Here is a 13,324-nt window from a genome sequence, read left to right as displayed (position 1 = left end):
CCATAGATGTGCAAAACCCTCACCGGAAGGCGAGGGTTTGATAGAAAATTCGTATGAATTATTCGATGTTAGATTCGATGAACCACAGGAACTGATCCAGATCGCGGGACGCGGCGGTGAAGATATCTGCGGTATCTTCGTCTTTCGCTTCGCTAATCGCTTTGCGCACATCGTTCGCCACAATCGCGTAGCGGTCCGCCAGCTCTTTCAGGTGATCCTGAACGGTATGGATATCCAGCGGATAGCTTTTCAGCGGGGTTTTGCTGTTGATCACCTGTGTGGTACCCAGCGCCACGCCGCCTAACTGAACGGCACGTTCAGCCATCGTATCGAGGTGGGTAACCAGTGCTGTGCGGAAGCCATCCAGCATTTCATGAACGGCAATAAAGTTTGCACCGCGCATATTCCAGTGGGCCTGTTTGGTGATCAGCGAAAGATCGATGAACTGGATCACCTGGCGATTCAGCAACTCAATAGTCGCTTTTTTGTCGCTGTCCGATACATCGTTACGGGTATAAAGCAGATTAGACGCTTTCGTTTTCACCAGTTTAGCGGTACTCATAATCTCATATCCTCTTGATGTTTATGTCCCAGGTAATTACGGAACTAAGTATAGCACCGGATTTTTTCTCTGCGGTTTGGCTGTGCCTATCGGTTTAATAGCGAGAAGGAGGTTGAGAATTTAATCTATTGAAAATGTTGAGTAATTTTTAAATTGATACAGATCAATCTTAATTGCTGAATGAGGAAGTCAGCGCAGAGGGATATTTAGCTGGCAGAAATCAGAGTGTAAGAAATTATAACGACTGTCTTTTTGGCCTTTATTCTGCATGGCGTGGAAGCCATGCAGAATATATGGCCTTAGTTGATATCCACTTTCTCAACTTTAGGTTCGGGGCGCATGGTGAGCGTCGATCCCATTGATGCCGCGATAATCGAGCAGAGCGCCAGCGTCTGGGTCAATGTCAGGGTTTCACCGAGAAACACCATCCCGGAAATGGCTGCAAGCGCAGGCTCCATGCTCATCAGGGTGCCAAATATGCGCGTCGGCAGACGCGTAAGGGCAATCATCTCCAGAGAGTAGGGGAGTGCGGTAGAGAGAATCGCAACCGCCAGCCCGATGGGCATGACGGACCATTGCCAGATCGATTCTGTCGCCTGCGCCATGCCGATGGGCACAAACACGATGGCCGCAATCAGGGAACCCAGCGCCACCGTTGCCGGTCCGTGCTCTTCCCCTGCGCGCTGGCCGGTGAGGATATAGACAGCCCAGCAGGCACCTGCGCCCAGCGCCAGCGCTGCGCCCGTCAGGTCAATCTCAGAAACACTCTGGCCCAGCGGCAGCAGGAACCATAAGCCCAGTACGGCCAACACAACCCAGATAAAATCGACCGGACGTCGGGAGGAGAACAGCGCCACCGCCAGCGGGCCGGTAAACTCCAGCGCGACGGCAATACCCAGCGGTATCGTCTGGATGGAGAGGTAGAACAGGTAGTTCATCACCCCCAGGGAGAGTCCATAAAACAGCAGCGGTAAACGCTGCTCCTTTTTAAAGCGCAGTCGCCACGGTTTAAAAATGACCACCAGTATCGCCGTGCCCAGAACAATACGCAGGGCGGTCACCCCGGGCGCGCCAACCAGTGGAAAAAGCGATTTTGCCAGCGAGGCGCCGCTTTGAATGGACAACATGGCAATGAGTATGACTGCAACCGGCAACCAGACCGACGACGTGCGGGATAACCCAGGCATCCTTTCTCCTGTCAGCTTATGTCAAATGAGGTAAAGGTTGCAGTGTAAAGGAAATATGCGGCGACGGTTGAGGCGCTGTTGAAAAAAAAGCAGGTGAAATCCGTAAAATGGATAAGCGCTGGTGGATTTATCGCCTGTCAGATTAGGAATAATCTGGATGAATGTAACGGCGCAGACGCGCACTATGCGCATTTAGTAGTGAAAATTGCATGTGATTTGAAAGAGATAGCTTACGCTGGAAACGTTCTGTTACAGGAAAGGTTTCATTAGACATCACGAATCACAAAGAGTTTCGCAAATTTTTTTGATATATTTAAAACTTACGGACTTACTTGGATCACATTTGAGGTGGTTATGAAAAAAATTGCATGTCTTTCAGCACTGGCCGCTGTACTGGCTGTTTCCGCAGGTACCGCTGTAGCTGCTACTTCTACTGTTACTGGTGGTTACGCTCAGAGCGACTATCAGGGCGTGATGAACAAAGCTAACGGTTTCAACCTGAAGTATCGTTACGAGCAGGATAACAACCCACTGGGCGTGATCGGTTCTTTCACCTACACCGAGAAAGATCGTTCTGAAAACGGCGCATACAACAAAGGCCAGTACTACGGTATCACTGCTGGTCCAGCTTACCGTCTGAACGACTGGGCAAGCATCTACGGTGTTGTAGGTGTTGGCTACGGTAAATTCCAGCAGACCGAAAACGAAGGTCTGAACCGCACTGCAAGCAACAGCGACTACGGCTTCTCCTATGGCGCAGGCCTGCAGTTCAACCCAATCCAGGACGTTGCTCTGGACTTCTCCTATGAGCAGAGCCGTATCCGCAACGTTGACGTTGGCACCTGGATCGCGGGCGTAGGTTACCGCTTCTAATCACTTCGGTGATTAAATAAAAAATCCGCCCACTGTGGCGGATTTTTTTTGTCGAAGATAAAAGCAAAACGGCAACCTGAGGTTGCCGTTTTGAGTGTTGGTTCCCTCTCCCCGTGGGAGAGGGCATCGGTCCGCACGAGACGGCAATTACTTATTCTTAATATCAAAAATATCCGTACCCAGATGGTTGTAGTCAACTTTCTGTAACTTGAAGTTGGTAACGTATACTGGGGGAGCTTTCTTGTTAGAGACAAACGGATAAACATTTTTTATCTGCCCGGCGGTAATCCCCGTCCACTGCGAGAAAAACTGCAGGAAATCATTTGCTGAACGGCGTGCTTTAATGACGCGATGCGTTTTATCGTCACTCGACAGCACCATAAACGGCACCTGGAAGTTCTGCTGGAACTTGTCATCGTGCGCTAGATACTGCACCTCTTTACCGCGCTCTTTAAACGCCAGCCCGTGATCCGAGAAATAGACCATGGAGAAGCTGTCGCCCGTATTGCGCAGCTGATCGTACAGCTTGCTCAGCAGGTCGTCGGTTTGCGTCATGGTGTAGAGATAGCAGGAGGTCTCTTTGGACTGCACAAACTCCGCGTACTTTCCGCCTGTCCGATCGCAGGCCTGTGGGTGCGACCCCATGAGGTGCAGGACGATCAGCTGCGGCTGGGTGCGCGGGGTGGCGAAGACCTGCGCCGTCATTTTCAGCAGCGCTTCGTCTTTAGTGTTTTTGTCAGCTTCAAAGTCGCCATTTTTCAGGAACTGCACTTCGTCAGCCCGTTTGGCGATGCTGGCAATCGCCGTATCGTATTCGCCAATTTGCCCCTGATTAGAGAACCACCACGTCTGAAAACCCGCGCGGTTTGCCAGGGTGACGAAATTATCCTGATACTGCGGTTTGCCATCCACCACCCGGTTAAGGGTCAGACCGAGTGATTTCTGCGTCGAGCCGCTGGCCGCGACATAATCGGTAAACAGGGTGCCTTTGACCGAACTCGCAAACGGGGTGTTATCCCAGTGGCCGCCAAACGCGCCCATTGCATCGCGACGCGCGCTTTCGCCAATCACCACCACATAGGTGTGATATTTCGGCTTCACGGCCAGCACGTTCCAGGTGTCTTTCATATTGGAAAGCTCAGCCATGCGGGCCTGTTCGTCGAGAACCTCTTTATTATTGACAACGACGTCTTTCACGAAGCGGAAAACCGGATAGCCGATGTTAATAAGTCTTAGCTTACCGTCCCAGGGAATGTTCTGGATGGGGGCGACAAACGCCACGGCAACGCTGAACACCAGACAGAGTATGTCGATCTTACCCCAGGATTTTTTCTCGCCCGGCTGACGACGGATGGCGATAACGCCCAATGCGAAGATAAAGAGCCCGACCACGTAGCTGTACCACGGGAAGATCGTCAGGATCTCCGTCGACTCTTCCATATTGGTCGAGTGCAGCGCCAGCAGGGTATTAAAGTTTGGCGAGCCGTACGCCTGACCAAACGGGAAATAGAGTGCAGCAACCAGTGAACAGATGCCGATTAACGCTTTTTGCGCGCGCGGGGCGGCGCGCCATAGCACATGCAGAATGCAGGTGAAGGCCACCGCGTAGAGCAGACTAAAGGGATAACCCAGCGCAAAGTTAATCAGTAATGACTGCAAAAAGTAAAAACCCGTCCACGGGCTTAAGGCCCGGCTGCGGGTCACAACGGTATCTATCAGGGTTACATTCATAGGTCACTATCATGGATGAAAACGCCATGTGCTCACCCTGGCGTCAAGGGTCATAACCTGCCTGACAGTGCGTGGAGAGGGAATGAGGGTCCGCTTCAGCGAGCCGCAAATTGTGCAGGGCTGCAAGAAGATAGTGCGAGCGCTAAATAATATCAACAGTTGCTAAGCAGATGTTTTGCGAAGGGGATTGCAAATCCGTAAAAAAGATCGGGAATAAGGCGGCTGGAAGCCAGTTTAGAGCGAGATTGTGACGGGAAAATGAAGCGGCGTACCGCAACGCCGCTTAGTGGGAAGGTTTGTCATCCTGATGCGGTTTACCGTTAAACATGTCGCACAGCATGTTCAGCAGCATTAAGCGCACTTTAAAGGGGGAGTGGGTAAACACGGTCATGCACCTCTTGAATTCGTTCATAAGACCTCCTGATTTTTGATCCCTTCGATCCGTGAAGGGTGACTGCATTACATACAGATATAGCACAGGCTATATTGTATAGCTATGGCTATTTCGTTAATTTTTTGTGCTTGTGGAGGGATGGTTTACAATGTGCGCTCTCGATACCGGGCGCTGGAAGCGTCACCCCACTGAGGAAGTACAATGAACCGTCGCGCAGGTAAGCCAACCATTAAAAAAACGACGCAACTGGTGAATGTTGAAGAGCATGTCGAAGGTTTTCGCCAGGTCCGAGAAGCGCACCGGCGTGAACTGATTGATGATTATGTTGAACTCATTTCCGATCTGATTCGTGAGGTCGGGGAAGCGCGTCAGGTCGATATGGCCGCCAGGCTGGGGGTATCGCAGCCAACTGTCGCAAAAATGTTAAAACGTCTCGCCTCCGTGGGCCTAATTGAAATGATCCCCTGGCGCGGGGTCTTTCTGACGCCGGAAGGGGAGAAACTCGCGCAGGAGAGCCGCGAGCGCCACCAGCTTGTCGAGAATTTTTTACTGGTGCTGGGCGTCAGCCCGGAGATTGCCCGCCGGGATGCGGAAGGCATGGAACACCACGTCAGCGAAGAGACGCTGGTGAAGTTTCGCGAATTTACCCTTAAATATGGTCCCTCCGCTGAATGAAAATCCCTGGACTGCAGGCCCTGGCACGCGATCGTTTCTTCCATCTCTTATTACTCATTGGCGCAGGGTTAAGCCTCTTTGTGCCGTTTGCGCCGCAGGCCTGGCCCGCTGCCATTGACTGGCGCACCATCATTACCCTGAGCGGCCTGATGATGCTCACCAAAGGGGTTGAGCTGAGCGGCTATTTTGACGTTCTGGGCCGTAAAATGGTGCGCCGCTTTGCCACCGAGCGCAGGTTGTCCCTGTTTATGGTGTTCTCCGCCGCGGTGCTGTCGACGTTTCTGACCAACGACGTGGCGCTGTTTATCATCGTGCCCCTCACCCTCACGCTGCGTAAGCTTTGCGAGATCCCGGTAAGCCGGCTGATCATCTTCGAAGCGCTCGCCGTTAATGCCGGTTCTCTGTTTACGCCCATCGGTAACCCGCAAAATATCCTCCTCTGGGGCCGTTCCGGGCTGTCGTTCGCCGCTTTTACCTGGCAGATGGCGCCGCTGGCGCTGGTGATGATGCTGTCGCTGCTGGCGGTCTGCTGGTTTGCCTTTCCGGATAAAAAACTGCAGTACCACAGCGGCACCACGGGCCCGCAGTGGCAGCCGCGTCTGGTCTGGAGCTGCCTCGGGTTATACATCGTCTTTCTGTTCGCGCTGGAGCTGAAGTATGAGGTGGCGGGCGTGTTGCTTGTCGCCGCGGGCTTTGTCGTCCTCGCGCGACGCGTGCTGGTCAGCGTGGACTGGACGCTGCTGCTGGTCTTTATGGTGATGTTTATTGATGTGCATCTGCTTATTCAGCTTCCGGTGCTGCAAAACGTGCTCCACAGCGTCAGCACGCTGTCTCAGCCGGGACTGTGGCTGACGGCGATTGGCCTGTCGCAGTTTATCAGCAACGTGCCTTCCACCATTCTGCTGCTCAACTATGTTCCGCCGGACACGCTGCTGGCCTGGGCGGTGAATATCGGCGGGTTTGGGCTGCTGCCCGGCTCGCTGGCCAACCTGATAGCCCTGCGCATGGCCAACGATCGCCGCATCTGGTGGCGCTTCCATCTCTGGTCAATCCCGATGCTGGTTTGGGCCGCGGCGATCGGTTTCGGAATATTCCTTCTCATATAGTGCGCAATTTGTCAGTTTTTCCTGGCAAACGTATAGCAACGTCCTAGCTTTAGTGAACGGCATAGTGTGATGCCGCTCACTGACAGGACCGTTGCTGAACTATGGCTGAAGATCAAACTCCACCTGCTGACGAGCAGGATAAAAACAATAATGAGCGTAAGCGCCCGGGCAAAAAACCGTTAATTATCCTCGGCATTGTCGTGGTGGTGATGGTCGTCGTGGCGCTGGTCTGGTGGTTTTTAACCCGCAACGAAGAGACGACCGACGACGCCTTTACCGACGGCGACGTGGTGACGATTGCCCCGAAAACGGCAGGCTACGTCACCGAGCTGCGGGTGCGCGATAACCAGCGCGTGAAAAAAGGCGATCTGCTGGTGGTCATCGATCCGCGTGATACCACCGCGCAGCGCGATCAGGCTCAGGCCCAGCTTGGGCTGGCTATCGCGCAGCTGCACCAGGCCCAGGCGCAGCTCGCACTCTCCAAAGTGCAGTATCCCGCCCAGCGTGACGAAGCCAAAGCGCAGGTGCTGAAAGCGCAGGCCGATCTGGCGAACGCGCAGGCGGAGTATCGCCGCCAGCGCGGCGTCGATCCGCGGGCGACCACCCAGCAAAGTATTGATTCTGCGAATGCGCAACTGCGCAGTGCCCAGGCGGGTCTGGCCAGCGCTCAGGCGCAGCTGGAAGTGGCAGAGCAGGTACAGCTGCAAATCCGCCAGCAGGAAACCAACGTTGAAGCGCGCGAGCGTCAGGTCGAACAGGCCAAAGCGCAGCTGGAAACGGCCAATCTGAACCTCTCTTACACCGAAGTTCGCGCCCCGTTCGACGGGTTTGTCACCAAACGCAACGTGCAGCCCGGTACGCTGGTGCAGGCGGGTACGGCGCTGTTCTCCCTGGTTTCGCCGAACGTGTGGGTGGTGGCGAACTTCAAAGAGTCCCAGCTTGAGCGCATGAAGCCCGGTGATAAAGTCACCGTGTCGGTCGACGCGTGGCCGGATATGGCGCTTGAGGGCCACGTTGACAGTATCCAGCAGGGCAGCGGCTCGCGCTTCTCCGCCTTCCCGGCTGAAAATGCCACCGGTAACTTTGTCAAAATTGTGCAGCGCGTGCCGGTGAAAATCGTGATTGATAAGGGGCTCGATCCGAACAAACCGCTGCCGCTGGGGCTGTCGGTCGCGCCGAAGGTGACGGTGGAATGACGGATCACAGCCACGACAGCTGGAAGCCCGCCAGCAATCCGTGGGCGGTGGCGATTGTCGTCACCCTGGCGGTGTTTATGGAGATCCTCGACACCACCATCGTCAACGTGGCGCTGCCCCACGTGGCGGGTTCACTCTCGTCCAGCTATGACGAATCCACCTGGGTATTAACCAGCTACCTGGTCGCGAACGGCATCGTGCTGCCCATCTCGGCGTTTCTGAGCCGGGTATTTGGCCGCAAGCAGTTCTTCCTGATCTGCATCGTCATGTTTACCGTCTGCTCGTTCCTCTGCGGCATCGCCACCGAGCTGTGGCAGATCATCCTGTTCCGCGTGATGCAGGGCTTTTTTGGCGGCGGGCTGCAGCCCACGCAGCAGTCGGTACTGCTCGACTACTTTAAGCCGGAGGACAGGGGCAAAGCGTTCGGCCTTTCCTCCATCGCGATTATCGTTGCACCGGTCCTCGGCCCGACGCTGGGGGGCTGGATCACCGACAACTACTCCTGGCGCTGGGTGTTCTTCATCAATATCCCGGTGGGGATTGTTACGGTGCTGGCGATCTACCAGCTGCTGGAAGATCCGCCGTGGGAGAGCAAGTCTAAAGAGAAGCTGACCATCGACTGGACGGGGATCGGCCTGATCGCTTTAGGGCTTGGCTGCCTGCAGGTGATGCTTGACCGGGGAGAAGATGAGGACTGGTTCTACTCGAACTTTATCCGTACCTTCGCGGTGTTAACGCTAATCGGCATTATCGGTGCCATTTACTGGCTGGTGTATGCCAAAAAACCGGTGGTGGATCTGCACTGCATGAAGGACCGCAACTTTGCAATTTCCAGCCTGCTGATGGCGGGGATGGCGATGATTTTGTACGGCAGCTCGGTGGTGATCCCCCAGCTGGCGCAGCAGGATTTAGGCTATACCGCCACCTGGTCCGGGCTGGTGCTGTCGCCGGGGGCGGTGCTGATTGTATTAACGATCCCGCTGGTGCTGAAGCTGATGCCGGTGGTGCAGACGCGCTGGATTATCGCCTTTGGCTTTACCTGCCTGGCGGTGTCGTTCTTCTGGTCGCGCACGCTGACCCCGGATATCGACTTTGAAACCCTGGTGCTGTTCCGCAGCGCCCAGTCGCTGGGGTTGGGGTTCCTGTTTGTGCCCCTGACCACCATTGCCTTTATTTCGATCCCAAGACGGCTGAATGCCGACGCGGCGGCGCTGTTCACTATGTTCCGTAACGTCGCGGGCTCGGTCGGGATCTCGCTGTCGACGGCGGCCATCACCGAACGGTCTCAGGCGCATAGCGCGCACCTTGCGTACCACGCCTCGCCGTTTAACGAGCAGTTTCAGCAGGCAATACGCGAAAGCGCCCAGGCGATCCAGAACTTCACGACCCAGGTGGGCGATCCCACCGGGATTGCCACCGGACGCCTGTACCAGACCATGATCGAGCAGTCGCGCTTCCTGGCCTACATCGACGTCTTTACCCTTCTGAGCGCCGTGGCCTTGCTATTGATTCCGTTTTGTTTGTTGCTCTCGCCGGTTAAGAGCGAGGGGAGTGCAGGAGCACATTGATGATACACAGACGTTTACACCCCCTGATGATAATGATGCTGCTGGCAGGCTGCGCCGTCGGGCCGGACTATCAGCCGCCCGCGCCGCCTGCCGTGACGCACTGGAACGATAAGGGCGACAGCGGGGTAAAATCGCAGACGACCTCCGCCGCGACCAACCCGCGCTGGTGGAAGACCTTCGGCTCGCCGCAGCTCGACAGCCTGGTTGAGCGCGCCATCGCCGGAAACCTGACGCTGCAGCAGACGGTGCTGCGCATCGCCGGCGCGCGCGAGCAGATTAACCAGGCGGGCGGGGCGTTTTACCCGTCGGTGAACGGCAATCTGCAGGCGACGCGCCAGCAGCTCGGGCTGGAAGGGGAGCTGAAATCCCACGGCGTGTATGACCAGCTGGATAATGTCGATCCTGAGCTGCGGGGCGCGTTAGGCCCCCTGACGCAGCCGATCAACCTCTACCAGGGCAGCTTCGACGCCCAGTGGGAAATTGACCTCTGGGGCAAGGTGCGCCGACAGGTGGAAGCCGCCGAAGCGCAGCAGAAAGCCGCTATCGAGCAGCGTAACGACGCGCTGGTGTCGCTGGAGGCGGAAGTGGCGCGCGCGTGGCTCCAGCTGCGCGGGGCGCAGAGCATTATCGCCACGCTGAACACCCAGATTAAAAGCGCGCAGCAGACGCTGGATCTGACCGAAAGCCGCCAGCGGGGCGGGCTGTCGCCGCAGATGGATGTGGAGAATGCGCGGGCGCAACTGGGTAACCTGGAGGCGCAGCTGCCGCAGTACCAGGCGCAGGCGCGGCAGGCGATGAATGGCCTGGCGATCCTCCTTGGCAAGCCGCCGGGGGCGCTCGATGCGGAGTTACAAAGCGTGCAGCCGATGCCCGCATTGCCGGATATCGTGCAAACCGGCATTCCGTCTACGCTCGCGCGACGCCGTCCGGACGTGCGCGAAGCGGAGGCGAATCTTCATGCCGCCACGGCGCAGATTGGCGTCTCGGTGGCCCAGCTGTTCCCGAGTTTTACCCTCTCCGGGCAGTTTGGCCTGCGCAACAGCGAAACCAACTGGCTGACCGACTGGAGCAGCCACTTCTACAGCTTTGGCCCGCAGGTCTCCATTCCGATTTTCCAGGGCGGTCGACTGGTTTCCAGCGTGAAGGTGGCGCGCGCGCAGCAGGGGGCGGCGGTGCTGGACTATCGTCAAACGGTGCTGACTGCGCTCGGCGATGTCGAAAATGCGCTGGTGAGCTATCGCACCGACCAGCAGCGTGAAGCGGGCCTGGCGAAAACCATTGATGCCCTGCAAAACGCCTTTGACCTGGCGAGCGACAGCTATCGTCAGGGGATCGCCAGCTTTATCGACGTGCTGGACGCCCAGCGGCAGCTGGCGCAGGCCCAGCAGCAGCGCGCACAGGCGCAGGTGCAAAGCGCACTCGATCTGGTGGCGCTCTACAAGGCGCTCGGCGGCGGCTGGGAGCCGTATCAGCAGGTGCGGCTGCCGGACTACAGCGTCTTTGGCGACGCCCCGCGCGGATAAATATTCAGAGGATTGGGCAAGAAACGGACAGGAACGCCACATTCGCGATAGCAGAGGGGCGGGTATAACTAACAGACACCCAATCGACATGCGAGGAAAGCGTTATGCGTTATCAAAAACTGGGCAATACCGGACTGTTCGTTTCTGAACTCTGCCTCGGCACCATGACGTTCGGCGGTGAAGGCGGCATGTGGGGCAAGATTGGCCAGCTCCAGCAAAATGAAGCCGAGCAGCTGGTGGGCCGCGCGCTGGACGCGGGCATCAACTTTATCGACACCGCCGACGTCTACTCGGAAGGCCGTTCGGAGGCGATCCTCGGGCAGGCGCTGAAAAACCTGAACGTTCCGCGCGAGAACGTGGTCGTCGCCACCAAAGTGTTCGGCGAAACCGGAACGGCAGGAGTGAACTCGCGCGGCAGCTCGCGCTATCACATCATCAGCAGCGTGAAGGAGAGCCTGCGCCGCCTGCAGCTGGATCATATCGATCTCTATCAGCTGCACGGCTTCGACCCGGCCACGCCGATTGAAGAGACGCTGTATGCGCTGGATAACCTGGTGCAGCACGGTCACGTGCGCTATATCGGCGTCTCGAACTGGGCGGCGTGGCAGATTGCCAAAGCGCTGGGCATTTCCGAGCGCCTCGGGCTGGCGCGCTTCGCATCCCTCCAGGCGTATTACACCATCGCCGGACGCGATCTTGAGCGCGAGCTGGTCCCCATGATGCAGAGCGAAGGCGTCGGGCTGATGGTCTGGAGCCCGCTGGCGGGCGGCCTGCTGAGCGGAAAATATGGCCGCGACGGGCAGAGCGAAGCCGGTAGCCGCCGTCTGGAGTTTGACTTCCCGCCGGTGAACAAAGAGCGCGCCTTTGACTGCGTGGACGTGATGCGCGTGATTGCCGAAAGTAAGGGCGTCTCCGTCGCGCAAATCGCGCTGGCGTGGCTACTGCACCAGAAGGCGGTGACCAGCGTCATCATTGGCGCGAAACGCGTTGAACAGCTGGACGACAACATTGCCGCCACCGGGATCCGCTTAAGCGAAGACGAGCTCAGGCAGCTTGATGCGGTGAGCGCGCTGCCGCGCGAGTATCCCGGCTGGATGCTGGAGCGGCAGGGAGAGTATCGCCGTAATCAGCTCGCGCAACAGTAACTCTCCGCATCAGGTAATTTTTAAATTTGTTTGCCCATCGGTACAGAAATCGGCGAAAGCGGCTTATTTCACTGAGCACGCTTTTGCCGATTCAACGATGGGCTGTGGTGGGAATCAGCAACCGTCTTTGCAGGTTGCCGCTGGGTTTTGCTCAAGGATTCTTACCAGCAGGGCTCGGGGTTCTCTCACGACATCTGTTCCAACTGACAGTACTTTGCCGTCCCGCTCTGCTGAATACTTCGCGACAACATCACCGAATGCATTTCGCTGCAGGGCGACCTCTTGTCCTGCTTTTACCGTGTCGCCGGGTTTAACGAAAACTTCCGCAAACCCGCCCGTGGTCGCTCGTATTGAACTGATCGCATTACCAATATACGTTTTATTGCTGATGGCGGTTGCGCCGATTTTGCCTTCAATCACCTTGTAATGAATCAGTACATTGAGGGCACCCTCTACACCCCTGGCAATCATATCCTGCTGGTAAATCCTCGGCTCTCCCGTCTCGGCCGTTATCGCCGGGATACCATTTTGAATAAAGGTTGTCTCCATTGAGCCGGCTTCGCCGGGATCTTTCTTAATTTGATCGGCCGGAAAAAGTTCTGCAATCGTCCGGGCATCCGCATTGCGGTAGTCGGCATAAATGAACAGCGGATAAGCCGTTCCGGTAGACTGGGTGTGATAGTCAATCGCCAGGTCGACATTTCCCTTGTAAACCTTATTCCACATCATCCATGCCTGACGCTCGGCAGGGTTACCCGTTTCTTTTCCTGGATGCACGCGGTTGTAGTCGATCGTCTCGCCCCCATCGGTTGAAACGGACCATGTCCGGGAGACCCTTTCAAGTCCAGAACGGTTTGGACCTATAATGCCAATAACGCTGCCGTTCATTTTTGCGGGGTCCAGTTGTTCCATCACTTTTTGTACGATGCGCACTCCGTTTAGCTCATCCCCGTGGACGCCCGCCTGCAGCAGAACGTTCTTCCCGTCCGTTTTGCCTTTTGCCACCATGATGGGGACATACCAGCGCTGTCCTGTTCCTGTCTCAACCCCCTCGAACATGAAGCGATGTTGTCCTGCTGTCAGGTCTGATACATCCAGAGTCGAGATAACCGGCACCCCCTGCACCTTATCACCCGTATACACCGTTGCCGCGTGAGTCATTGAGCATGGCAACGCTAAGCTGAGAGCGAATGCGATACGGCTAGTAGATATCTTCATGAGCGTCATTTTCCATTTGATAGGGTTGAGATTTTTATTTTTCGGCCTGGGCCGTGGTTCGTGCTCATTAAGTTAATAGTGATTTTATGAGGCCAGCCAGCGGCACGATCGGGAAATGTGATTTTGCATAGGCTAACGCACCGGCC

12 protein-coding genes are annotated in these 13,324 nt (G+C 56.4%); 7 read left to right on the top strand and 5 right to left on the bottom strand.

Annotated features, from left to right (window positions below; translation table 11 throughout):
* Positions 1–58: 58 nt before the first annotated feature.
* Positions 59–562: a DNA starvation/stationary phase protection protein Dps gene (dps, locus tag ACOTXI_RS02960; RefSeq protein ID WP_008501171.1), complete on the bottom strand. Its 504-nt coding sequence runs from the start codon at positions 560–562 to the stop codon at positions 59–61.
* Positions 563–861: 299 nt separating this feature from the next.
* Positions 862–1,749 (bottom strand): threonine/homoserine exporter RhtA, encoded by an 888-nt coding sequence (gene rhtA, locus ACOTXI_RS02955; RefSeq protein ID WP_058654715.1) that lies wholly within the window; start codon positions 1,747–1,749, stop codon positions 862–864.
* A gap of 354 nt (positions 1,750–2,103) precedes the next feature.
* Here rhtA and ompX point away from each other — a divergent pair, with 354 nt between their 5' ends.
* On the top strand, positions 2,104–2,622 hold the full coding sequence (gene ompX, locus ACOTXI_RS02950; protein WP_008501173.1) for an outer membrane protein OmpX: 519 nt from the start codon (positions 2,104–2,106) through the stop codon (positions 2,620–2,622).
* 147 nt (positions 2,623–2,769) lie between these two features.
* Here ompX and ACOTXI_RS02945 read toward each other — a convergent pair whose 3' ends face one another.
* Both ACOTXI_RS02945 and mntS read right to left on the bottom strand, forming a co-directional pair.
* Complete coding sequence (locus ACOTXI_RS02945; protein WP_008501174.1) at positions 2,770–4,353, bottom strand: phosphoethanolamine transferase; 1,584 nt, start codon at positions 4,351–4,353, stop codon at positions 2,770–2,772.
* Between the two features lie 283 nt (positions 4,354–4,636).
* Positions 4,637–4,765, bottom strand: a complete 129-nt coding sequence (gene mntS / locus ACOTXI_RS02940) for a manganase accumulation protein MntS (protein WP_008501175.1) — start codon at positions 4,763–4,765, stop codon at positions 4,637–4,639.
* A gap of 183 nt (positions 4,766–4,948) precedes the next feature.
* On the opposite strand from mntS, the gene mntR reads away from it, so the two are divergent.
* The 6 genes from mntR to ACOTXI_RS02910 all read left to right on the top strand — a co-directional run bounded on the left by mntR (position 4,949) and on the right by ACOTXI_RS02910 (position 11,960).
* Entirely contained in the window at positions 4,949–5,422 is a 474-nt protein-coding gene (mntR, locus tag ACOTXI_RS02935) for a manganese-binding transcriptional regulator MntR (protein WP_008501176.1), read from the top strand.
* Positions 5,419–6,528 (top strand): anion transporter, encoded by a 1,110-nt coding sequence (locus ACOTXI_RS02930; protein WP_008501177.1) that lies wholly within the window; start codon positions 5,419–5,421, stop codon positions 6,526–6,528. Before mntR ends, ACOTXI_RS02930 begins: the two co-directional genes overlap by 4 nt.
* A 101-nt stretch (positions 6,529–6,629) precedes the next feature.
* Positions 6,630–7,724 (top strand): HlyD family secretion protein, encoded by a 1,095-nt coding sequence (locus ACOTXI_RS02925; protein WP_008501178.1) that lies wholly within the window; start codon positions 6,630–6,632, stop codon positions 7,722–7,724.
* Positions 7,721–9,292 carry a DHA2 family efflux MFS transporter permease subunit gene (locus ACOTXI_RS02920; protein WP_008501179.1) on the top strand — a complete coding sequence of 524 codons (1,572 nt, stop codon included), beginning with the start codon at positions 7,721–7,723 and terminating at the stop codon, positions 9,290–9,292. Before ACOTXI_RS02925 ends, ACOTXI_RS02920 begins: the two co-directional genes overlap by 4 nt.
* Positions 9,292–10,815, top strand: a complete 1,524-nt coding sequence (locus tag ACOTXI_RS02915) for an efflux transporter outer membrane subunit (RefSeq protein ID WP_045405936.1) — start codon at positions 9,292–9,294, stop codon at positions 10,813–10,815. The genes ACOTXI_RS02920 and ACOTXI_RS02915 overlap by 1 nt, the downstream gene beginning before the upstream one ends.
* Positions 10,816–10,919: 104 nt before the next feature.
* Positions 10,920–11,960, top strand: a complete 1,041-nt coding sequence (locus ACOTXI_RS02910) for an aldo/keto reductase (RefSeq protein WP_058654713.1) — start codon at positions 10,920–10,922, stop codon at positions 11,958–11,960.
* 114 nt (positions 11,961–12,074) lie between these two features.
* Here the strand turns inward: ACOTXI_RS02910 and ACOTXI_RS02905 are convergent, their stop codons facing one another.
* A complete protein-coding gene (locus tag ACOTXI_RS02905; RefSeq protein ID WP_058654710.1) occupies positions 12,075–13,178 on the bottom strand; it encodes a succinylglutamate desuccinylase/aspartoacylase family protein in 1,104 nt (367 codons plus the stop codon).
* Positions 13,179–13,324 lie beyond the last annotated feature (146 nt).

Source organism: Enterobacter cloacae complex sp. BZL2005 (assembly GCF_049238885.1).
GTDB lineage: Bacteria > Pseudomonadota > Gammaproteobacteria > Enterobacterales > Enterobacteriaceae > Enterobacter > Enterobacter roggenkampii.
Note: the sequence above shows the minus strand (reverse complement) of the source record. Positions and strands in the feature narration are given on the sequence as shown.